This is a genomic window from Algibacillus agarilyticus (assembly GCF_003286125.1).
Classification (GTDB): domain Bacteria; phylum Pseudomonadota; class Gammaproteobacteria; order Enterobacterales; family Alteromonadaceae; genus Algibacillus; species Algibacillus agarilyticus.
The window spans coordinates 80,707-106,024 of record NZ_QMED01000005.1; the positions used below are offsets into that span (position 1 = coordinate 80,707).

General features: G+C 37.6%; 7 protein-coding genes and 1 pseudogene. 6 read left to right on the top strand and 2 right to left on the bottom strand.

The genetic code is table 11. The features are described 5' to 3' along the window. The first annotated feature begins 1,293 nt into the window (after nt 1-1,293). The 3 genes and pseudogenes from DPX34_RS06190 (at nt 1,294) to DPX34_RS06200 (ending at nt 3,751) form a co-directional block, all read left to right on the top strand. Nucleotides 1,294-2,360 (top strand): annotated as a pseudogene (locus DPX34_RS06190) (IS3 family transposase). A 143-nt stretch (nt 2,361-2,503) separates the two neighbouring features. Next, entirely contained in the window at nt 2,504-3,436 is a 933-nt protein-coding gene (locus DPX34_RS06195) for a DNA replication terminus site-binding protein (RefSeq protein WP_111977544.1), read from the top strand. Nucleotides 3,437-3,547: 111 nt separating this feature from the next. Then, nucleotides 3,548-3,751 (top strand): hypothetical protein, encoded by a 204-nt coding sequence (locus DPX34_RS06200; protein WP_111977545.1) that lies wholly within the window; start codon nt 3,548-3,550, stop codon nt 3,749-3,751. Between the two features lie 269 nt (nt 3,752-4,020). Here DPX34_RS06200 and DPX34_RS06210 read toward each other — a convergent pair whose 3' ends face one another. Then, entirely contained in the window at nt 4,021-7,173 is a 3,153-nt protein-coding gene (locus DPX34_RS06210) for an efflux RND transporter permease subunit (RefSeq protein ID WP_111977547.1), read from the bottom strand. A gap of 3 nt (nt 7,174-7,176) precedes the next feature. Then, nucleotides 7,177-8,274: an efflux RND transporter periplasmic adaptor subunit gene (locus tag DPX34_RS06215; protein WP_111977548.1), complete on the bottom strand. Its 1,098-nt coding sequence runs from the start codon at nt 8,272-8,274 to the stop codon at nt 7,177-7,179. Between the two features lie 530 nt (nt 8,275-8,804). Here DPX34_RS06215 and DPX34_RS06220 point away from each other — a divergent pair. From DPX34_RS06220 to DPX34_RS06230, 3 genes are read left to right on the top strand one after another with little or no spacing between them, the layout of a single operon-like run. Further along, nucleotides 8,805-14,396, top strand: coding sequence for a type I polyketide synthase (locus DPX34_RS06220; protein WP_157964633.1), 5,592 nt, complete (start codon nt 8,805-8,807; stop codon nt 14,394-14,396). Then, the gene (locus tag DPX34_RS06225) at nt 14,396-21,148 is read left to right on the top strand and encodes an SDR family NAD(P)-dependent oxidoreductase (protein ID WP_111977550.1); all 6,753 of its coding nucleotides are present in this window, start codon (nt 14,396-14,398) and stop codon (nt 21,146-21,148) included. Before DPX34_RS06220 ends, DPX34_RS06225 begins: the two co-directional genes overlap by 1 nt. Further along, on the top strand, nt 21,141-25,304 hold the full coding sequence (locus DPX34_RS06230) for a type I polyketide synthase (protein ID WP_111977551.1): 4,164 nt from the start codon (nt 21,141-21,143) through the stop codon (nt 25,302-25,304). Before DPX34_RS06225 ends, DPX34_RS06230 begins: the two co-directional genes overlap by 8 nt. Nucleotides 25,305-25,318: the final 14 nt, after the last annotated feature.

Consider the following 25,318-nt stretch of genomic DNA (forward strand, 5'->3'; position numbering starts at 1 on the left):
TAAGAAATTCTTAGCTTTATTTAAAAAAATATTCATAAGAAAATAAATACACAGCTCTGTTTGATAAGAATAAAAGAAATTTATGTATAAAATTTGGTACCCAACATGCATAAAGAGTTTAAATAAAACAGGTTTCTTATTGAGCTTTGGGTTTATTTGATTTTTTAAATACAAAAACATGTTGGCTACTAAGCATGAACCATGTCAGTTAAAATTATGAAGTAGTTACTTTATGATTATAAAAATAAAGGTCTTACTTTTATCTTTCTAAAAGAAAAGGTAGATAAATGCTTTAAAGAATTAATGGAAGGGATCTCTATTATTTATCAATATGTCTATTTATATGTTGGTTTGTTTTTCTTTGAGTGATGTTGGTATTTGTTTAGCTAGGTTTTATTGCCGCTTTTCGTCATGATTTAGAATCTTTTCTGATTATAAAACAACTATATCGACATTATATTCTTCTGGCTAAAATAAAAATTGGTTAAAGTTTTATATGTAGTGCGCATATATTTAGCTCAAGATAATCTGATATCGATTGTTTCTGCAAAAGTTTAACAAATAAATTTATATTACTTGTTTGCATCTACAACTTTTAAAATTTCTCCGGTCATAAATGTTATGAACTATTTTTTATTCGCATAAGATGGAATTAGTAATGCTGAAAACATGAGATGATTTATTAAATGGAGTTATGCTAATTGTTTAAAGTTTCTTGGCTAATGACCTTTTAAGCTTACCCAGAAAAGTAGTGTAAGAATTTAACGCAGTGTATCTAATTATTTTATAAACCAATCACATTTGGCATGTTGGGTACTTTAGTTAATTTGAAAGATGTTTTTTTGCAATTGTTAATAGATGAACTTGTTGATGAATAAACAAAGTTAATATTATTGAATAATAACTAAAATATATGAAATAAGCCAAATATGGTCATCACGTTAAATGTAAATAATGGATAACAAAAGTAATCAGTAGAATGAAAGACAATGACTACATGTAAACCTTTGCATTGCTTATGTCGAATACGAAAATTTACGAAAGGAACACACAACGGCTAAAAAAAATTTACACATATCATAAGCTGCTATTTTGCTACTGGGAACCGGTTAGACTAAACAACAAGTTGTAAAGGCATTACTAATCGAAATCGTAACGTTAATAACGAAGGTGAAACAATCCAACTCTGAGAACCTGAGTGGGTTATTATAAATCATAAATTACATGGACTACTTTGTTGTTGAATTAACGGACACTTTAATAAAGGATTATAATCCCATTATTGAGGTGAATATGATTAAAAAAACAAATAAACACTATACCGTAGAATTTAAACAAGAAGCGGTTGCTTTAGTGATTGAGCAAGACTATTCAATTGCTCAGGCAGCTTCTGCGCTAGGTATTACTGATAAAATACTTTACAACTGGGTTGCCAAGCATAAAAAACAAGCTGAGGGCACGACATTATCAACAGATGAGCGGGCTGAATTAATACAACTCAGGAAGGATAATAAACGCTTACAAATGGAACGTGAAATCTTAAAAAAGGCTTCAGCCTATTACGCTTGGTTAAAGAAGCCAGGTGAACTGATTAGCGCTGAAACGTTAAGATTATACCGATGTGCCAAAAAACTATTCAAGGTCAGTCGAAATAGTCTAGGGAGTCGAGAGCTGGCTAAAGCGTTACACAAAAAAGGCTTTGATATATCACGTTATAAAACAAATAAGTTAATGAGCCAATTAAAACTTGTTGTAACTAAACGGGTTGCCTACAAGGTAACGACAAAACGAAAACACAGTGATGCCGTCGATCATAACTTGTGAACATGAATTTTAATCCCGTAGCCCCAAATCAGGTATGGGCAGGCGATGTGACGTATTTGAAAACAGGCGAAGGTTGGTTGTATCTCGCGATTGTTATGGATTTGTATTCCCGTCGTATTATTGGCTGGCACATATCTAAGCGTATGACACGAGATTTAGTTGAAAAAGCGTTAAATAAAGCGCATAACTTACGTAAACCGCCAAAAGGCGTGGTATTTCACAATGATCTCGGATCACAATATACGAGCACATGGTTTAGGCATGTACTAACAAAATTAGGCTGCCGAGCGAGCATGGAAGATTTTTGAGGCATGCTGGGATAATGCAGTCGTAGAGTGGTTCTTTGGTTGCTTAAACATGATTGGCTATTTAAAATACTCCAAGCAACCCGTTTGCATATGAAAGAAGATGTGCAAGGTACATGAAATATTATTATGTTGAGCAGATAGCATTCTGCTAATGATGATCAGTCGTCAATTGATTATGAACATTCCTTTAGAAAATGTGTTCAGTTACGCTTGACCAGAACAGTATAAACAATTAGTGACCCTAAGCGGCACTCTTTATTTAGCTAAAGATTATTTTTAGATATCTCTGTATTCAATTTATCACCATGGTATCTATTTAAAAAAATTTGTGTTTATATAGATACCTAAGGCATGTTGGGTACTTTAATGTTATGAATTCACACCTAGATTTAAAATTACTAATAAACGAGCTGGATACAGAATTAGATAAGTTAACCAGTTTGATAACGGTCAATAAAGCAAAAATAAACTGTGAGTTATATAAATTAGGACAAATAGATCCCAATTTAAACCGTTCTACATTAATTAACTATGCAGGCGTAGATGGAATAAAAGAAGCTTGCCATGCATTTAAACATTACACATTGAAAACAGGAGAAGATACAAAAACAGTATATCGATACCCTGGCCTGCTTCTTATAAAAGAACAAAGCTTATTCAATCAGATACATGTACAAGTCGATAAAATAAATAAGCAAAAACAAATAATTGTTAGTTACATTGAAAAAAATAATTATCCTATAACACTCAAAACAGCAAACGGCGAACTTTATAAAAAAAATGGATTGTTATACCAAGCGATACCAATGGCAAACCATGCTATGTTAACAAGGAAATTATCAATAGAATGCACACAAATTCAAACAATCAGTTTTAGTTGGAATCACGATATAATAACTAAGAAGTTTGACGATAGAGACGACTATATAAATAGAGTAGAACGTTTATATCATGAGCCACCAATACAAATAGATAAAGATATTTGGCAACAACAACTTCGTAAATTAGTTAATGAAATACATCAAATCTCTGATAATAAAGATGGCCTATTTTTAAAGTGGGTAAGGCGTAAATCACCAGAACCACAAGCTAAATATAGAGTAATTGGACAAACAGGCAGGTTAACGCCACATAAATTAAAATTGCCCCTGATCGCAATATCGTTAGATAATAATAAAAAGATCAAAAAGGCCCTACCACAACCGCCATCAAAGCGAGGGGAGATGACAACTGGCCGAGGTATAACCTACAGAAAACTACACCCTAATTTTGATTTTTATGAATGTACACCGATAAAATCATAGTTATACATACTTACCGTCAATATAATCTTCAGAAGCGATCAACCTGGTTATAAGGGTTAATATAAGCACATTTAGTCTAAGAAATTGTTTAAGTGATTTTTAGTCCTATAAATGTTAGACAGCCTTTTTCTATTAATGGGGTTTATTTTTTTAGTTTTCTCATCTTCAGATACTGAAATAAATTATGAAGTACCACAGAAAATTGGCGGTATATTGGTCGTTGAAGGGGTTGAAACTGATTACTATGAAGCCTGTAATTATAATATTAAAATTTTATACAAAACGAGTAAAGCAGAATTTGAAATAGGTTATTAAACAGACAATACAAGAGATATAAATGTATGTGAAAAATGGGGAATTACATTTCAACCAATCTTTATTCAGATTTACAGGTCATAAAAAAACAGATAACCAATATCAAATGGCATTTTATATGATGGCGAAAACCCGCCTCAAATATTTAAATCAGAAGATTTACAAATATGGATATCAAAAAAAAATTACATATTTTAATAATTAAATTAACGAAATAACATAAATAGCACTGCATTATCATACAGTGCTATTTTATATTAAATTTATTTTTAATCTTTTAGCGATGTCATATCATTATTCTTTTCTTGTGAAGATACCGGCGGGTTAAATTTTTCTTTCATTGTTTGCATGATGACAAACAAAGAAGGAATAAATAATGTGCCAACAAAAGTCGCTAGCAACATACCAACTAAGACAACCCAGCCTATAACCATGCGACTAGAAGCCCCAGCGCCAGAAGCAAAAGCTAAAGGCAATACACCTAATATGAAAGACAGAGCTGTCATCATAACCGCTCTAAAACGTAATTTAGCAGCCGTATGAGCAGCATCTAAAATTGACATACCATTATCACGTTGTTCTTTAGCAAACTCCACAATTAATATCGCACTTTTACTCGCTAAGCCAATCAACATAACAATACCGACTTGGGCATAAAGATCATTACTAACAAAAGGTAATAACATAATCGGAATTAATGCACCAAATATAGCAATAACAACTGAAAGAACGACGGCAACAGGTGCTGTCCAACTTTCATATTGTGCCACTAGAAATAAATAAGCAAAAATAAATGCTAAAGAGAAAATTAAGAGCACATAGCTACCGGCTTCTTGTTCTTGAACCGCAGTGCCAGTCCATTCAATCGCGTAACCATCGGGTAATGCTTTTTTAGCAACCTCTTCAAAAGCGATTAACGCATCACCTGAGCTTAACCCTGCACCTGGGTTACCTTGTACTGTAGCCGATTTTCTCATGTTATAACGGCTTATCATTTGCGGACCTAACACAGGAGACACTTCAACCAAGGCCGTTAATGGCACCATATCATTATTCTTATTACGAACATGAAGCCGACTTAAGTCAGTTATTGATTGACGATATTCGGCTTCAGCTTGGATCATAACCCGGTATACTTTTCCATATAAATTAAAGTCATTAATATAGGAAGAGCCAAAATTAGTTTGTAATGTTGAAAAAATTTCTTTAACACTGATACCTAACGTTTCTGCTTTATCACGATCGATATCAATAAAATATTGAGGCACATTAGCAGAATACGTACTATAAACTCGGCTCAAGCGTGGGTCTTGATTAGCAGCATAAACTAAACTACCAATAGCTTGTGCCAGTTCAGCGGGTGTACCGCCAACTAAATCTAATACTTGGGCTTCAAATCCACCACCAGTACCTAACCCCATGATAGCAGGCATAGGAAATACAAAGCCCTGAGCAGCGGGAATGGTAGCAACTTGCTGATTTAATCGACCCAAAATATTATACCATTGCACAGACGCATCAGTCCGTTCCTCCCAAGGCGTTAAAATGGGAATAACGAGTGCAGCATTAGAGGCCGCACCAGAGATAATCGATATACCTGAGATAGCAATAACATCTGAAACACCTTCAGTAGTCAACATCATTTCCGTGATATCAGCAACGACTTCTTCCGTACGATTAAGTGATGCCCCATCGGGTAATTGAATATGAGACATAAAAAAGCCATTGTCTTCTAAAGGCAGAAAACCCGTAGGTGCCATTTTAAATAACCCAACGGTACCCGCAATAAAAGCAGCCATGATGATAACAGTTACCATAAGGTGTCTATTTAGCTTATCAACAATAACCATGTATTTATTACGAGTGCCATCAACTAAACGGCTAAACAATAACAAAAAACCTTTCGCTTTGCCTGTGTCTTTATTAAGCAACAAACCAGATAAAGCGGGTGCTAAAGTCAATGCATTGATAGACGATATTGCAACGGCCACACTAATTGTTATCGCAAATTGCTTATAGAGCTCACCTGTTATACCGGGCATGAACGCCACAGGGACAAAAACAGCCATTAATACTAAAGTTGTTGCTATTATTGGGCTGATAACTTCTTTCATCGCGAGGGCGGTTGCTTCTTTGGGCGTACAATTTTTCTCAGTTAAATGACGCTGTACATTTTCTACAACAACAATACAATCATCAACAACAATACCGATTGCTAATATTATGGCAAAAAGCGAGATTGTATTAGCGGTAAAGCCCACTGCAAATAATACCGCAAACGTACCAATTAAAGAGACAGGAATTGCAATAGCCGGAATTAAGGTTGAGCGCCAATCACCTAAAAACAAATAAGTAACCAACACAACAAGGAAAAAAGTAATCATCAATGTATTCAGGACTTCTTTGATTGATGAACGTACAAATTTAGTTGTATCGTAAAGGACTTTATATTCCAGTGAATCAGGAAAACGTTCAGATAACTTATCCAATGCTTTATACACATCATCAGCAACAGTTAAGGCATTAGCACCAGGCGCTTGATATACAGCAACAGCCGCAGATGGTTGACCATTTAGCGTGCTGGTTGCAGCATATGATTGAGAGCCAATTTCTAGACGAGCTACATCTTTAAGCCTTAAAAAAGAACCATCTTCGTTAGCTCTGATCGTTATATTTTCAAATTCTTCAAGTGTTGTTAAACGGCCTTTGGCCTGGAGTGTATATTGAAATTGTTGCTCACTTTTAAAAGGAGGGGAGCCAATTTGACCTGCTGATGCTTGGATATTTTGGCTACGTATCGCATTAGCAACATCAGTTGCTGTTAAATTAAGGGCGGTTAATCTCTCAGGTGATAACCAAACTCGCATACCATAATCTTTAGCACCGAATTGACTAACATTACCAACACCATTGATACGAGATAAAGCATCCTGAATATAAATCGATGTATAGTTACTTAAATATACATCATCATGGTTTTTATCCGATGAAATGATATTAATAACCATTAACATGCTTGAAGATTGCTTTTTAGTCACAACACCTTGTTGCGTGACTTCAGCTGGTAATTTGGCAGTGGCCTGCACAACTCTATTTTGCACATTAACGGCTGCAATATCAGGGTCAGTTCCCACTGCAAATGTAATAGTCAGTGAGTAACTACCGTCGTTACCACTACTAGAAGACATGTATAACATGTTTTCAACACCATTAATTTGGGCTTCAATGATCGTTGCAACAGATTGCTCAACAACATCTGCACTGGCACCAGGATAGGCCGTTGTAACGAGTATTTGCGGCGGGGTGATATCAGGAAATTGATTAACCGGTATTGCTTTAATAGCTAACGCACCCGCAATCATAATCACAATGGCAATAACAAAAGCAAATTTAGGTCGATTTATAAAAAATAATGAAAACACCGTTTAGCCCTCCACTGGATTAACAATACCGCCTGAACCCACTTTTTGAAGGCCTTCGATAATCACTTGTTCGCCAACCGTTAACCCTGATAAAACTTGCCACTGCCCATCAATTTGTTTACCAACAGTAATCCGTTTAACATTAACTTTATTTTCTTTATCAACGCCCAATACAAAATAACCTTGCGAATCTTTTTGTACGGCGGATTGTTTAATTACAATACCCATTACCTTTTGTTTATCGGTGATGATAACTTGGACTAATTCGCCAGGTAGAAGCACACCTTTAGGGTTAGGAAACTGTGCACGAATTAATATTGTATCGGTTGATGTATTGACTTCGGTATCAAAATAATCGAAATGCCCAGCTTGATCATATAAAGACCCATCAGATAACTTCATCGTAGGCGCAACAGGTGGATTTTTTAAATCAATACCTTTTCGTCTTGCGCCTAGCATTGATTTTTCACTAATTGATAATGTTACGTTAACAGGGTCAGTGCTTGTTACTGTTGTTAATACTTCAGCATCACTGTTTAAATAATTACCCACGCTATAATTTTCACGCGCGATACGTCCTGTAATAGGTGAATAAATTTTGGTAAAACCTAAGTTTAGTTCTGATTTTTTTAATTCTACTTTAGCTGTAAGTACGTTTGCTTCTGCCACTAATTGCTCAGCTTGGGCTTTATCAAAATCTGATTGAGATACGGCACCTTTGTGGCTTAAATTTTTCAAACGTTTAAACGCTGCCGTCGCTTGCGAAAGATTGGCTTTTGCACTGGCTAACTCTGCTTCATTTTGTTTAACTTGTAATTGGTATATATCAGGTTCTATCTCAAATAATAATTGCCCTGCAGTAACCTTTGCTCCTTCTTCGAATGCTCGGTTAGTTAAAAAACCATTTACACGCGCTCTAATATCGACTTTATGTTGCGCTTCAATTCGTCCAACAAATTGAAAACTTGGTGTAACATCTTTCATTTTAACGGTTTGAACAACAACACTGGGCGCGGGTGCATTTTGTGCGTACAAGGAAGGGCTTATAAAAATTAAAACAAAGATTCCTACTAATGAGAAAAAAGCTATTAACCTACTCATAACGTGCTGTCCTTAAAGTATAAATCATAAATAATTGGCTTAAGCATATACCATGTGGCTGGTTATACACATTTTTTATTAAGTGGTAACAGATTTAAATAATGAAGGTTTCAAATACAATGAATTATTTTGATTAGTCTCAATTACATTTGAATGACAAATAATGCAGCACAACAATATATTTGTGGATTCAATAACGTCAAAAATTTCTGTACGCGTTTTTTAAGTCATTAATATAATGTTAAAGACATGGTGAAATATTGAATAATCAAAAATTAATACACTTCATTTATTCTAGAAATAAAGGCATTAATACCTTAGTGGTCTAATAAGCTGATCTATATATGTTTTTTAATTATATAACTGTTAACTAGGTCTCTAATAAATCCATTGCAATAATGATATAGGCTGTGTACGATATTTTCATTCAAAGTTAGGGGTATTAACTTTAACAATTGACTTACAAATAAAGCGACTCGGTAATTCATATAATTATCCTTATCACCGAGCATTCTTTGGGGAAGAAAGAATTGAAGTCAGCTACACCAGATTATCGCACGTTAATGGCGAAAGCTTTGCAGGAAATAAAAACGCTAAAAAATCAAATAAAGCGTTACGAAGCCGCAGAAAATGAACCTATAGCTATTATAAGCATGGCCTGTCGATTTCCTGGGGGTGCTAATGACCCAGAAAAATATTGGTCATTATTAAGTAATGGTCAAGACGCTATTACGGATGTACCCAAAGCCCGTTGGGACTTAGACCAATTTTATGATTTAGACCGCGACGCTTTTGGCAAAATGTATACACGATCTGGTGGTTTTATTGATGATATCGCCGGTTTCGACGCTAGCTTTTTTGGTATCTCACCAAAAGAAGCCGAAAGCATGGATCCACATCAACGTATCCTGCTTGAAGTCTGTTGGGAATCTTTAGAATACGCTAACTTAGTGCCTTCCTCTCTCTCTGGGACTAATACCGGTGTCTTTATCGGCGTTAGTAGTTTAGATCAAATCACGAATCAAATAGGCGAATCTCAAATAACAGATGTCGGTCCATATCATGGATCAGGTTGTGCAATGGCCCCAATTGCAGGTCGTGTTTCCTATAATTTTGGTTTTAATGGGCCTAGCTTAGTTGTTGATACCGCGTGTTCTTCATCTTTACTTTCATTACATTTAGCCGCTGAAAGTTTAAGACGCAAAGAATGTGATATGGCTCTTGCAGGTGGGGCTCATTTAATCTTTCATCCGGGTTATTCAGTAGCGTTTTGTAAAGCTAATATGTTAGCAGAAGATGGCCACTGTAAAACATTTGATGAACAAGCAAACGGCTACGTTCGAGGAGAAGGCTGTGGTGTTGTCGCCTTAAAACGTTTATCGGATGCAGAGCGCGATGGCGATACAATCTTAGCTCTATTTCGGGGCTCAGCGGTAAATCAAGATGGCGCGAGTGGCGGTTTAACGGTGCCGAATGGCCCAGCACAAGAACAAGTTATAAATAAAGCACTGACTCGAGCAGGTATAGATGCTGCATATGTCGATTATATAGAGGCACATGGAACAGGGACTCCTTTAGGAGATCCTATCGAGATTGGAGCGCTGGGTAATGTATTCAAACAACCTTTAATGGTAGGTTCAGTAAAAACGAATATTGGTCACCTAGAAGCCAGTGCGGGCATAGCGGCGACAATGAAAGTTATTATGGCGTTGCAACACAAGAAGATACCGCCGCACTTACATTTTAATAAACCTAATCCTCTGATCCCTTGGTCTGAAACACAAATTAAAATCCCAACTGAACTTACACCTTGGCAGAAAAACGATGGCGAAGAACGAGTTGCGGGTATTAGTGCCTTTGGCTTTAGTGGCACCAATGTTCATGCTGTTTTATCAGACCATTTGCAACTTGAGACAAAGCTAGAGACAGAGCTAGAAACAATAAACGAATACCAAAATAAAGAACAACTTCTAGTTTTATCTGCCCGTAATATTGAAGCACTAAAAGCTCTCGCTAAAAAATGGATCGATGGACCGTTAGCACAACCCAAAGCCGATTTTGCAACACTTTGTGCGGGTGCTGCGCATTACCGAACAGAATTTAAAACTCGTTTAGCGTTAGTGGCTCACAATACAGAAGAAGCATCTGCCGCCTTAACTGATTTTATTAATAATAAACCAACTGAAAAAATTCAATATTCAGATACTCCCGAAAATATACCTGAAATCGCTTTTTTATTTACAGGTCAAGGCTCGCAATACAAAGGAATGGGTCAAACATTGTATGATAATGAACCCGTGTTTCGACATGCTATTGACGAGTGTGCTTCTTTATTAAAATCCTCTCTAGACCTCGTTGAATTACTTTATCCTGCATCAAATAATGAAAATGCCAACACACTCAACGAAACCGACAATACACAGCCCGCACTATTTGCATTCGAATATGCATTAGCCTGTTTATGGCAATCAAAAGGCATAATGCCATCAGCGTTAATAGGACACAGTGTAGGGGAGTATGTAGCTGCGTGTTTAGCTGGTGTGTTTTCATTAGAAGAAGGTTTAAAATTAATAACCGCACGCGGTAAACTCATGCAAGCACTGCCCGCAGGTGGGGGGATGTTGGCCGTATTAGCGGCAGCAGAACAAGTAGAAACGCTCTTAACAAATTCAAGTGACATAACTAAACTTGTTATTGCCGCTTATAATGGGCCACGCAATACTGTTGTTTCTGGCGATATCAATGCAATCGAAAACTTAAAACGCCAATTAGATCAACATGAGATCCAATATAAACCTTTAGTCGTTTCACATGCATTTCATTCACCGTTAATGCAACCTATGCTAGCTGAATTTCGTAAAGTAGCAGAACAAATTAATTACCAAACCCCCATTTTGCCACTCATCTCTAATGTTAGCGGTTTGTTTGCAGGGAAGGAAGTCGCAAGTGCCGAATATTGGTGCCAACATATACTGGCGCCAGTTCGTTTTACCGATGGTTTAAAACAACTTCTCACAGAAAAATATCACTTTTTGTTAGAAATAGGACCAACTGCTACATTAGTCGGAATGGCTAAACAAAGTGCTTTAGATAATAGTGCTTTGGATAATATAATATTAGCCCCTAGCATCATTAAAAAAGAAGTTCCGCGTTATACAATGCTAAAAGCATTAGGGGCATATTGGTTACAAGGCGGAAAAGTTGATTGGGCAAAACAAAGTATGCAACCTCAACGCAGTTTGCAATTACCTAAATACCCATTCCAACATAAAAATTATACACAGCAAGTTAAAATAGGCGCATCAAAAAGTGAGTTACACGGCGTAACAACACTATCTGAGCCCTTACTACAACGATCTTTTCAATCCCCCTTGTTAGAGCAAACCTTATTTGAGACTACGTTTTCTAAGAAAAACCAACCCTTTATAGAAGACCATCGCGTATTTGATCAGTTAATTATCGCTGGAGCCTCACATTTATCGATGGTGTTATCAGCTATAATGTTAGCCGGTTTATCTAATAAAGACATTTGTACGCTTTCACAAATAATATTTCCAACTGCGCTTATTGTCCCAGAGCAAGGTGAAATAACCACCCAACTTTCGCTTACCCCACGAAATAATGAACCTAGTGAGTTTAGGTTAATCAGTTTAAGTGAAAATGAAGAACCAAAGTTACACGCTAAAGGTCTTATTTTACAAAAAGAACAAACCTTTACCATACCTGAATTAGCCTCTATATATTATCGTTGTACTGAATCGGTTCCGCCTGACAGCGTATATGAAATACAACGAAAACGGCATATTGTTGTAGGCACTAGTTATCACTGGTTATCAGAGTTAAATAGAGGCAAATCAGAGGTCATAGGTCGCTTAACGCTACCGGGTATTTTAACTAAATCAATCGAACGATATAGCTTACACCCCGGACTAATTGATTCATGTTTTGGTGCGATGGTGATGGCACAACCAATCGACATAGAAGATAGCTTTATTCCTTTTTCAATAAACACGTTGCATTTCAATTCAGCAAAACAAGACTTCCTAAATCATACAACGTTTATTGTACATGCCCTTGTTCATCACCATGATGAAACAAAAATGGTAGGTGACATTAACGTATATACAGAATCAGGTGAACTTATTGTCGCGTTTGAAGGGCTTGAAGGACGTAGAGCAACAAGTACGGCGTTGTTGTCAAATAATGAAAATCCTGAACCAGGACAATATCAAATCAATTGGGAAAAACAGCAACAGCTATCGAACACGGCAAACAGTAATACCTTAACAAAACAACATTATGTTGTATTTAACAATAACGATGGCGTTAACGATGACTTTGTTATAGCCCTTCAAAACAAAGGCATTGATGTAACCATTGTTCTACCCAGTGATAAAACTCAACAGCTTCAAGAAACCGAAACAAATAAATATTTAATATCACCTACATCAGCTAAACAATTTAATGAACTAATAAACCAATGTCCTACAGCTGATTGTATTATCTATTTATGGGGATTAAATACATCACCCGATTATTTTGACCCCGACCAAAAAGCCTGTGCAGGTGCTTTACATCTAATACAAGCTTTAGGTAGATATAATAACCAAAAGAACATAACACAGACTAAAAAATTAATTTTAACGACACAAAACGCTCAACCTGTGCTTCAACACGAACAGCTTCAATCGCCACAACAAGCTCTACTCTGGGGGTTAGGCAATGTGGCAAGTTCTGAACATAGCGAGTGGGCAACCATTTGTTTAGACTTAGATAAACAAACACCCCCTGAACAGTTTTTGAATAATGTACTGATTACATGCCAGACTACTCATAACGATAACCGCGTAGCATGGCGCAATAAAACCCCTTATACAGCGCGGTTAGTGAAATCTGCAGAAACACAACATGAAGCCCAACATGAAGCAACTAATCAAATAATATCGACAGATATAGAAACAGATAAAACGTATTTGATTACCGGAGCTCAAGGTGCAATCGGACGCGAACTGATTAATTGGTTACTAAAACAAGGCGTTAAACACTTTGCTTTAATCGGCCGAAGCCCTGTTGATGAACATTTAATTAGCCATTTACAAACACAAAATGCTAAACCGTTCTATTACCAAGTTGATGTAGCTGACGAATCCGCATTAGCAAACGTCATTGCCAAAATAGAACATCAGCAACCCGCATTGACAGGCGTATTACATTTAGCTGGACTACTTGATGATGGCTTATTAATAAACCAAAATTGGTCACGATGGCAAGAGGTGCTTGCTCCCAAAGTTCAAGGCGCTTGGAACCTACATAAATTAACCCAAAATAAAATCTTATCAATGTTTGTTAATTTTTCTTCTTTAACATCGTTGTTAGCACCTGCAGGCCAGAGTAGTTATGCTGCCGCTAACGCATTTTTAGATTCACTGGCAAATTATCGACACTCTCTTGGATTAAAAGGCTTAAGTATTAATTGGGGGCCTTGGGCTCAAATAGGCATGGCAGCCAAACTTGATATTGAGCAACAAGCTAGAATAGAAAAATTAGGGATAACTCAAATCCAGACTCGACATGCTTTAGCTAATTTAAGTGAATTAATTAAAACAAGCAAAACACAGGTAGGTGTATTATCAATTGATTGGCAACGTTTTTGTGAAACAAATCCGCAACCATTTTTACATCATTTAGGAGCCATAAAAAGTGGAGGTTCCATTAGAGATCAATTACAAAATGCGACAAACGACGAACGTCTAGTTCAACTAAGCTTGGTCATCACAAATGTTGTAGCAGAAGTTTTATCTCTATCGCAGAATGAAATTACGTCTCGTGAACGGTTATTTGATTTGGGTATTGATTCGTTAACGGCTCTCGATATGAAAAATCGATTACAAACCTTGCTAGATTGTCAGTTAAGCTCAACTTTATTATTTGACTACCCGACAGTTGAAACATTAACCCAGTATTTTATCAATAAACTATATGCACCTTTAACCTCACAAACCGAAGAAAAAGTGGTTATTAATAGTTCGTTACAACAAAATGAAGATATAGATGCAATGTCTGAAGCAGAAGCAGAAGCATTATTATTAGCTCAGCTTGGACAAATGGAGAATGAATTTTAATGAGTATTGACAATATTTCAGCCGAACAATCGCCCACTAAACGGGCGCTGCAAGCTATACAAAAACTACAAAAAAAATTAGATACGTTAGAGCAAGCTCAGGTTGAACCTATTGCAATAGTCGGCATGTCTTGTCGTTTTCCAGGTGATGTAAACACTCCTGAAGCCTATTGGCAATTACTCTGCGACGGTAAAGATGCAACAACAGAAGTGCCGTCTACTCGATGGGATGTTAATGAATTTTATGATCCAAATCCAGATGCCCCCGGAAAAACCTATGCGTATAAAGGTGGCTTTGTTAATAATATAGACCAATTTGACCCTGTTATGTTTGGTATTTCACCTCGCGAAGCGGCAAGTATAGACCCACAGCATCGGATGCTCCTTGAACTCGCTTGGCAAGCACTCGAGAATGCGAATATTCCAACTGAAGATGTCTATAACCAAGATACAGGTGTGTTTGTCGGGATGACAAGCACTGAATATTGTGCCCACCTTTTATGGTCAGGCGATACCAGCCGAATAAATGCGTATGCAGGTACAGGTGGGTCATTAGGCGTTGCGGCAGGGCGTTTATCTTATACGCTGGGTTTAAAAGGTCCTAGCCTTGTGGTTGATACCGCATGTTCATCTTCATTAGTCACAACCCATTTGGCGTGCCAAAGTTTAAGGGCTGGCGAATGTAATGTCGCGATATCGGCAGGTATTAACCTTATGTTAGGCCCTGAAACATTTGTTAACTTCTCTAAAGCTAAAATGCTAGCCCCTGATGGTCGTTGTAAAACTTTTGATGCATCAGCAGACGGTTATGCTCGTGGTGAAGGTGGCGGGGTCATTGTTTTAAAACGATTAAGTGATGCTGAACAAAATGGTGATAACATTTTAGCCGTTATTCGAGGATCAGCCGTTAATCAAGATGGTCCAAGTGGTGGTTTAACCGTACCCAATGGACCAGCACAAGTTAATGTGATAAAAAAGGCACTCAAATCAAGCAAAATCAATCCTGAACAAGTCGGTTATGTAGAAGCTCATGGTACGGGTACAGCATTAGGTGATCCAATAGAAATGAGCGCTTTAAATAGCGCATATGGAGAACAAAGACCCAATGCATTATGGGTTGGCTCAGTAAAAACTAATTTTGGCCACTTAGAATCTGCTGCGGGAATAGCGGGATTAATAAAATCAGTATTAATGTTAAAACATGGCCAAATACCACCACATCTACATTTTAACGAACCAAGCCCGCACATCCCTTGGCAAGAATTAGCGGTTAAAATTCCGACAAAACTTCAGTCATGGGACCAAAAAACGCGTTATACCGGTGTTAGCTCTTTTAGCTTTAGCGGAACTAATGCGCATATAATACTTGGAACCCGACCTGAAATATCTAAAGCCCCCGTCAGCAACCCCTTGCAAAATTGGAGAATATTACCAATAAGTGCAAAAGATGAAAGATCACTAAATGGGTTAAAAATAGCTTGGCAAAATAAACTCAAAACATCACCTTCATTAAACCAAGAAGAATGGGCAGAATTAGCACGAACATCAGTATCAGGCCGAACTCAGTTACCTTATCGGACAGCACTAATTGGAAACAGTACGGATGCGATTCTACAACGATTAAAATTAGATAATTTGCCAACGGGTCGTGTCTCAAATTCAGGTAAAGAAAAAATAGCCTTCATTTTTACCGGCCAAGGTAGTCAGTTCCGAAGTATGGGTCAAGAGCTCTATCGTGAATCTACTGTTTTTAAAGAGGCACTTGACGCCTGTGATGGTTTGTTAAAACCAATATTGGGACATTCGTTGATCTCCTTGCTCTATGCTGAAGAAGAAAAATTCGAATCATTACTTAATATAACCGCTTTCACCCAACCCATACTTTTTTCAATTGAGTATGCACTCACTCAATTGTGGCAATCATGGGGAATAAAACCAGATGCAGTATTGGGCCACAGTGTAGGTGAATATGCAGCAGCATGCTGTGCAGGTGTATTTTCATTAGAAGATGCGATATCGCTTATTTCAGAACGTGGACGCTTAATGCAAGAGCGATGTGAACCGGGAGCGATGGTTTCTGTGCCTTTAAGCGAACAGGTTGTACTTGAACTCATTAAACCGTGGGGGGGGGAGTTATCCATCGCATCAATAAATGGGCCTAATAATGTTGTCGTATCATGTGAACCCATCGCGGCTGCCGCATTTGCCGATGCCTTAAAGGCTTCAAGTGTGGAGCCTCAACTTTTAAAAGTTTCTCATGCTTTTCATTCAAACATGATGGGGCCAATGTTATCCCCATTTTCAAATATCGCCAACAGTATCCGTTATAATCAACCATCTATCGATGTTTACTCAACCCTAACCGGTGAAAAAATAGATCTGGCCATATCAAAACCGAATTATTGGGTTGAGCATGTTGAATCGCCAGTTCGCTTTTCACAGGGAATACAAGCATTAATAAATGATGGTTATACAACCTTTGTTGAAGTTGGCCCTAAACCCACTTTGTGTTCACTAGGAAAGCAAATTTGTGACACACTTGATGATGATACAGCCAAAAACTGTGTCTGGTTACCCAGTTTAAGAGCATCTCATTCGCCCTGGGCAACAATATTACAAAGCTTAGGGCATTTATGGACCCTAGGTTTAAACATAAAATGGTCTGAATTAAATGGCACCGGCCCGGCTCAAGCTCGCTTACCTAACTACGCTTTTCAACGAAGCCGGTATTGGATAGATTGGGAAATTGGCGAACAAAGCAAGCTAAAGCAAAATAAATCAGCACATATTTTATTAGGTGAGCGTTTAAATTCACCGGCATTCACTAAAAACACAATTGTTTTTAACGCAGAGTTAGATCCTGCAACTATCGATTTACTGGCTCATCATAAAATTTTTAATCAAATAGTTTTACCGGCTGCAGCCCATTTAGAAATTGTTCTAGCGGCCGCTGCTCAATTGTGGTCTAACGGTGAAAAAGATAAATTTGCTATAACCGTTATGGATGTAGCCATTGAACAAGCCTTAATTTTATCTGAAGAAAAGCCCACTTCTGTTCAACTCGTCTTAAACCCGGCTAATCAGTCGAAAGATGATATTTCTTATCTCGATTTTAATATTTATAGCTTGCAAATAGATGGCAACTGGCAAAGCCATACTAGTGGTAAATTGCAAGTAACAAACAAAGAAACAGCCGTTATACAAAAAACAGACGTGATTGATTTACACAATTTACAAACACTCTGTGATGAGCAATTATCAGTTGATGAATATTATAAAAAAACCCATGAAGTAGGCATTGAGCACGGTACAAAATTTCAAGCGCTAAACGAATTATGGCAAGGTAAAGGGATGGTACTGGCTAAATTGGCATTGCCAGAGACCGTCTCTAAGAGTGTTAATGATTTTTTGCTACACCCTGTTATTTTAGACGCTGCTTTTCAAATGGTGGGCGTGCCTTTATTAGCAAAAGATAGCGAAACGCCTTATTTACCTGTCGGAATGGCGGCTTTACATCGATACCAAGCCACAGGTAAGGTCGCTTGGTGTATTGTAAAACCACAAGGTGAAGCGAATTCGACTTATAGTGCTGATATTGAATTAATCGATGAATCAGGCAACATTTTAGTAAAAGTGGATGAATTAAGATATCAACGTGTTAGCAAACACGCATTAGTCGCTAAAAATTCAGACCGCTACACTGATTGGCTCTACCAAACTAATTGGGTACAGCGAGTTGGTTATCAAGCTGATGCCGCCTGGTTGCCGCCAATAGAATCGTTAGCAAATAAGCTTGATAAAACAATGAAGCACGTTGCTGAACAAGTTGATTGGTACGGTGATTTATTTGTAGCTTTAGATGATTTAGTAGCCGTTTATGCGTACGAGGCGTTTCAACAATTAGGACTAAACTGGGTAATAGGTAAGGCATTAACACTAAACAAAATAATCAATGAACTGGCTATTATCCCTGATTATCATAAATTATTAGGTCGTTTATTAACGATTATGACGGAACAAGGTCAGTTAGAGAAATCAATGGATAACTGGCTGATATTAACTTGCCCGCCAAGAAACAGTGAAGAGTTAGTCGATGATATCGTTGATCAATTCCCTCATGCACAACATGAAATAGCGCTGGTTAGACAGTGTGGTAAATCATTAGCACAAGCATTAACTGGCCAAATAGAAGGGTTGCAATTGCTATTTCCAAATGGCAATGCTGATCTTGTTACTCGCTTTTATACCGAATCGCCAGGCCCACAAGAAATAAATAAATTACTGCAACAAACATTGCACCACGCAATTAAACAATTACCAGAAGGGCAAGGCGTCCGTATTCTTGAAATTGGTGGAGGCACAGGTAGTAGCACACAACATTTATTATCACTTTTACCTAAAGATCGATGCCAATATGTATTTACCGATGTATCAGCGGTATTTATCACTAAAGCTCAAGAAAAATTTAGTCATTTCGATTTTATTGAATACAAAGTATTAGATATTGAACAAAGTCCAATTAATCAAGGTATCGACATCGCTAGCTTTGATATTATCATTGCAGCCAATGTATTACATGCAACTAAAGATCTAAATCAGACATTAACACATGTGAACCAGCTTTTAGTACCCGGAGGTCAATTACTATTATTAGAAGGTACGTCTCCTCAACCTTGGTTAGATATCACGTTTGGATTAACTGAGGGATGGTGGCGCTTTAGTGATGAAAAACGTCGAAATCATTATCCTTTAATTAATATAGAAAATTGGCAAAAAGTATTAGCTGAATGCTCATTTGAAAAAATGATCGAGATCAGTCCAGATAAAGTCGCAAACAAGGATTTATGCCGTCAAGCCGTTATTGTCGCCAATAAAGCAATCATTAATACGAATGAAAATTGGTTAATTATTGCAGATAAAACCGGATTAGGATCTTCACTAGCCAATAGAATAACCGCAAGTGGTGGCAATAGTTATTTATTAGCGGATGATAAAACTGTCAATAACGACAATTTACGCCATTGTTTAAATGGGTGCGATAAACTCGATTTCATTGTGCATACTCGAAGTTTAGGTGCTAAAAACACAGACGAACTTGATGCTGAAACCTTAATAGAAGCGCAAGAGTTAGGCTGCAAATCTGTACTCGACTTGCTCAATACTCTTGAGGCTTTGCAACTATCAAAGCCGCCTCGTTTAGTCTTACTGAGTAATATGGCGGTTAATGTTGATATTGAACATAATCAGACTCTATTAAACCTGAGCCAATCATCTTTATGGGCAATGGGGCAAGTGATTAAAAAAGAGTATCCAGAATTAAAATGCCGCCAGATTGATCTTGGATGTAAATCAAATGAATTTAATAATTGTATTAATACTATATGGCAAGAAATCGCTGCCCAAACAACAGAGAATGTAGCTCTTCGAAAGGTTAATGATCAATTTTATCGTTATGTGCCTAGATTAGCGTCATTATCAATTGAAAAACCAACACAAGCAGAAATCATTATACGTGATAACGCTACATACTTAATCACCGGTGGTTTGGGTGATTTAGGTTTATTAACAGCACATTGGTTAGTTAAAAACAAAGGTGTTAAACATATTGTTTTAGCCGGCCGTAAAGCGGCAACACTAGCCGTTGAAAAGCAAGTTGCAACGTTAGAATCATTGGGTGCTAACGTGCAAATGATTTCTGCGGATATCACAGATAGTCATCAAGTAAATGCAATGATTGAATCAATTACCCAAAAAAGAAAATTAGCGGGTGTTATTCATGCGGCAGGCACGATGGATGATGGGGTATTGGCCTCAATGACATGGCCACGATTTAAAAGTGTATTGGCGCCAAAAACGGTAGGTGCATGGAATTTACATCAAGCTTGTATTAACCAACCTCTTGATTTCTTTATTATGTATTCATCCGCGGCATCACTGCTAGGGCCGACAGCACAGGCAAATTACGCCGCCGCAAATGGCTTTTTAGATCAATTAGCTTCATTCCGTCAAAATCAAAACTTACCCGCAATGACAATTAACTGGGGGGCTTGGTCATCAATAGGTTTAGCCGCGCAAGTCGTTGAAGAAAGCGAATTAGATGCAAGAGGAATGGCCAGTATTAAACCAGAAGAAGGTTTGTCTATACTAGAGATTTTAATCAACAAACCTCAAACTCAAGTGTTGGTCGCCGATATTGATTGGCCTAAAATGCTAATGAAAAACCCACAGATTGATTTTTTTGAACATTTTGAAAATTTTGAAAATTTTCATGATACGGTTGATATCGCTATTGAAACGAGCTTATTTCAACAATTACAAAATATGCCAGCGAGTGAGCAAAATGCATTGGTAACCGATCTTGTTAAACAGCAACTTGTGAGAGTATTAGCATTAGAATCGATTGATTTAATTGACGAAGAGCTTGGCTTTTTTGAAATGGGGATGGATTCGTTAACGGCAGTTGAATTACGTAATGCATTACAAAACATAGTAAAACAAAATTTACCAACCACTTTATTATTTAAATACCCAACGGTTAGCGTTTTAGTCCTCTTTTTAATTCAAGATGTGCTTGAGTTAACAGATACAGAAACTAAGAGTGACGAATTCCCCCTAACTACCGTAGAATCAGATGAACCAACGATGGAAGCGACGAATACAGCCGCAAAAGAAATTAGTGATATGTCTGACGACGAGTTAGCCGCTATGATTGATGCAGAGCTGGGCGATCTAGGAGAGTTCGACCATGAGTGAAACAAAATCCGCAGAAACCTTAAATGAATTATCGCCATTACAAAAAGCCGCGTTAGCAATAAAAAAGCTAAAGGGTCAAATAGCCGAGGCTGAATACGCAAAACGTGAACCTATTGCGATAATGGGGATGGGCTGTCGATTTCCTGCTGCAGATGGTTTAACAGAATATTGGGATTTGTTATCACAAGGCAAAGATGCCATTAGAGAAGTACCAAAAGATCGTTGGGATCTCTCACATTTTTACGATCCGAACCCTAATGCACCCGGTAAAATAAATACACGCTATGGCGGCTTTGTTGAAAACGTTGACGCTTTTGATGCCGAGTTTTTTGGTATTTCTCCCTATGAAGCAGAGCGAATCGATCCGCAACAACGAATATTACTTGAAGTCGCATGGCATGCCCTAGAAGATGCCGGTATACCACCTAATGAATTACGCAGCTCTCGCACAGGTGTTTTTGTGGGTATAACACAAATGGATTATGGTGTGATGCAGCTCGGTGGTCAACTCAACGATATTGATGGTTACACTGGCACAGGCAACGGATTTTGTTTTGCTGCCGGCCGACTTTCCTATTTATTAGGTTTACATGGCCCCGCATTTTCAGTTGACACCGCATGTTCATCTTCTATGGTTGCACTGCATCAAGCCAGCCAAGCACTACGCAATGGAGAATGTGACGTTGCATTAGTGGCTGGAGCACAATTGAATTTAACGCCATCTATGCAAGTCTTTTTATCTAAAACACAATCATTTGCCCCTGATGGCAGATGTAGAACATTTGATGAAGCGGCAAATGGCTTTGTTTTAGGTGAAGGTGTGGGTGTACTAGTATTACGACGTCTGTCTGATGCTCAAAAAGATAATGCCAATATACGAACAGTAATTCGTGGCAGTGGGGTTAATCATGATGGGCCCGCTAGTGGTTTAACGGTACCGAATGAAATAGCGCAAATAAATTTAATTAGAGAAGTATACCAACGAGCAGGCTTGGTACCTGATGATATCGATTATGTTGAAGCTCACGGTACAGCAACAGAGTTAGGCGATCCGATTGAAGTAGGGGCTCTACGCTCTGTTTTTGGTCAACGTACAGCAAAAAATGATTTATGGCTAGGGTCAGTCAAAACCAATTTTGGTCATTTAAATGCAGCAGCCGGTATTGCAGGGCTAATTAAAGTAGCGCTCATGCTAGAGCATGAAAAAATTGCACCTAATTTACATTTTAAACAGGGTAGTTCAAAAATACCTTGGGATAAGTTTTCAGTAAAAGTACCAACCGAACTTGAACCTTGGCCAACACAACCAAATGAATATAGAAAAGCCGCAATCAGTTCGTTTGGCTTATCTGGAACCAATACACATGTGGTTTTAGAAGAAAAACCTCATGTAGAGTTAAAAACGCAAAATAATGCAGAGGTAATTGAAAGACCATCTCATATTTTGTGTTTATCAGCACGCAATCAAACTAGCTTAAAGCAAACAGCACAAAATTTACTTTCATGTAAAGCCATGTCAGATGAAACACCCATCGCCGATATTTGCTATAGCGCGAACACAGGTCGAGATCATTTTAATGAACGTTTAGCATTTATCGCAACGGATAAAGAAACGCTACGCCAACAATTACTCGATTTTACAGAAGCAAAACATGCAAATAATGTAGCTACAAGTCAAATCAAGAAGGGGTTGAATAGTCGTCTAGCCATTGTTATTACTGACGATATACCCGTTAATGCGATTTACCATTTAGCCAAAACACAACCCAATTTAAATAGCAGTTTAAAACGTTGCCAACACATTGCAGATCAAATAAAACCTGGATTACTTGTTGAAGGTGAGTACAGTCAAAGCTCATTATTCAGTGCGCAATTTGCGTTAGCCGAATTTTGGTTGGGGCTAGGCTTAAAGCCAACAGCCATTTCTGGGGCTGGAGTTGGTGAGCTTACCGCTCTTTATATTGCGGGAGTTATTGATTTAGAGCAAGCATTTAAAATGCTTGCTGGGCAAGCCGTTAACACACGCGCAGCATCAATACCTGTATTTTCAGCAGTCGATGGACAGAAGCAACCTTATAGTGCTTTAGATAATTATGAGTTTACTCTTAGTGATAAATCGAGTAATAACACTGCTGTTGAAGCACTTGAAAAGGCGAGGTTTAATAATTTATTAGCCATTGGCTCTAATAAGAATAATGTAACAACCCCGTGTATTGGGCTATTCCCTCAAGATGAAGATTTATGGTTTGCATTATCAAGTTCAATAACAGAATTACATCTGAAGGGTATAAAAATCGATTGGCGCGCTTATGACGAACCTTATAATCGTAATCGAGTACGTTTACCCGGTTATGCATTTCAACGTCAACGTTATTGGAGAGGCCCAACAAGCCAAGAAGACGCTAATACAAAATCAAATAACCAAGAAGCGTCAATTACCAAAATACAGAAACAAGTCGCTGAACCTAATAACCTCAATAAGACTCATGAGACTAATATCAAAGCGTTTGAAAACGCTGAAACCGCCAAAAACGATTTAAATATTAAATTGGATGTTGAAACAAAAACAACACCACTTGATACTCAACCTATACCGTCATTTGAAAGCGCATCTAACACCAAGATAGTGACCAACAACACAAATAACATTCAACAATTACTAGAAGCTCAATTATTATTGGCGTCGGATGCAATTAATGACGTTGTTGAACAACAACTCGCTTTTATTAAACAGCGCGTTAAAACAAGTCCAATTAGTACTTCACTTGACCCAAATATCGATAAGAATCCAGCAATAGAAACAGAAGTAACACCCACTAAAAATAAACCACCTCGTTATCAAATAGGGGATTGGTTTTTATTATTAATGGCAGCAGAAAATGAACAAGGCCTAACAGAATTAACCAATCAAATAGTACAAAGCCTGTCAGATGAGACTAAATCCATTATTGGATGTGAAAGTTCAATCGGAGAAGGTAAGGTTCGCCGTTTACTCGTTCATCAAGGTAACGAAGATATATTAAGCACATTAGATTCAAACGGCATCCCCGATCTTAAACGAATTATTTCTGCAAAAGCGCAAAATAATCGTGATGTCATCTTTATGTTTCCAGGTGTAGGTGATCATTATTTAAATATGGCTCAAGGCTTGTATAAAAATGAGACAGTATTCCGTGACACTGTTGATGAATGTTGCCAATATTTAAAAACACATTTGAATGTTGACTTACTATCGGTTATTTACCCTGCCAAGCAAGAAAAAACCAATGAAACTAATGGAACTAATGAAGCCAAAATGGATTTTAGAGCCATGCTTGGCAGAGGTAATGTCGCAGTTGATCCTGCTATAGAAAAATTAAATAAAACACTTCATAGTCAACCCATCGTTTTTATTATTGAATATGCGTTAGGGCAGTTATGGTTATCAAGGGGCGTGAAACCAAGCGCAATGATTGGCTATAGCATTGGTGAATATGCAGCCGCATGTTTATCAGGTGTGATCAATTTGCAGGATGTGCTTAAATTAGTGACTGAAAGGGCAAGAATGATTGACTCTGTCCCCGCAGGTGTTATGTTAGCAGTCCCTTTATCAGAAGCACAGTTAACCCCGTTGCTAAATGACCAACTATCGTTGTCAATAATAAGCACACCTAAGTTATGTGTAATTGGTGGAACAGAAGAGGCAATAACAAACCTGGAGAGTAGCCTTAAGCAAGATGAGGTCGTTTCTAGACGATTACCTGGAACACATGCTTTTCACTCTCATATGTTGGCTCCCTTACACGATTCATTAGTTGATTTAGTTAAAGGGTTTAATTTAAAAGCGCCAACAATTCCGTATATTTCGAATTTAACCGGAAATTGGATCACAAGTGAACAAGCCACTGATCCAAACTACTGGGCACGCCATACTTGGCAAACCGTTCGTTTTGCTGATGGCTTAGAAAAATTATTAACCGCAGAAGGTCGAATATTTTTAGAAGTTGGCCCAGGTCAAAGTTTAGGGAGTTTTGTATTACAGCACCCTGCTGCGCAAAAAATAAAAGATAAAGTGGTGTTGCCTTCAATTAAAAATCGTTATGAAAAACAATCTGATGAAGCATTTTTACTGAGTAGTTTAGGTAAATTGTGGTTATCCGGTTTTACTTTTGAATAAAATAGATTGGGATA

What these genes read in the sequence shown, in the direction of transcription:
- DPX34_RS06195 (WP_111977544.1), top strand. Translation starts at nt 2,504, where the DNA reads ATGAATTCACACCTAGATTTAAAATTACTAATAAACGAGCTGGATACA.
- DPX34_RS06200 (WP_111977545.1), top strand. Translation starts at nt 3,548, where the DNA reads ATGTTAGACAGCCTTTTTCTATTAATGGGGTTTATTTTTTTAGTTTTC.
- DPX34_RS06215 (WP_111977548.1), bottom strand. Translation starts at nt 8,274, where the DNA reads ATGAGTAGGTTAATAGCTTTTTTCTCATTAGTAGGAATCTTTGTTTTA.
- DPX34_RS06225 (WP_111977550.1), top strand. Translation starts at nt 14,396, where the DNA reads ATGAGTATTGACAATATTTCAGCCGAACAATCGCCCACTAAACGGGCG.
- DPX34_RS06230 (WP_111977551.1), top strand. Translation starts at nt 21,141, where the DNA reads ATGAGTGAAACAAAATCCGCAGAAACCTTAAATGAATTATCGCCATTA.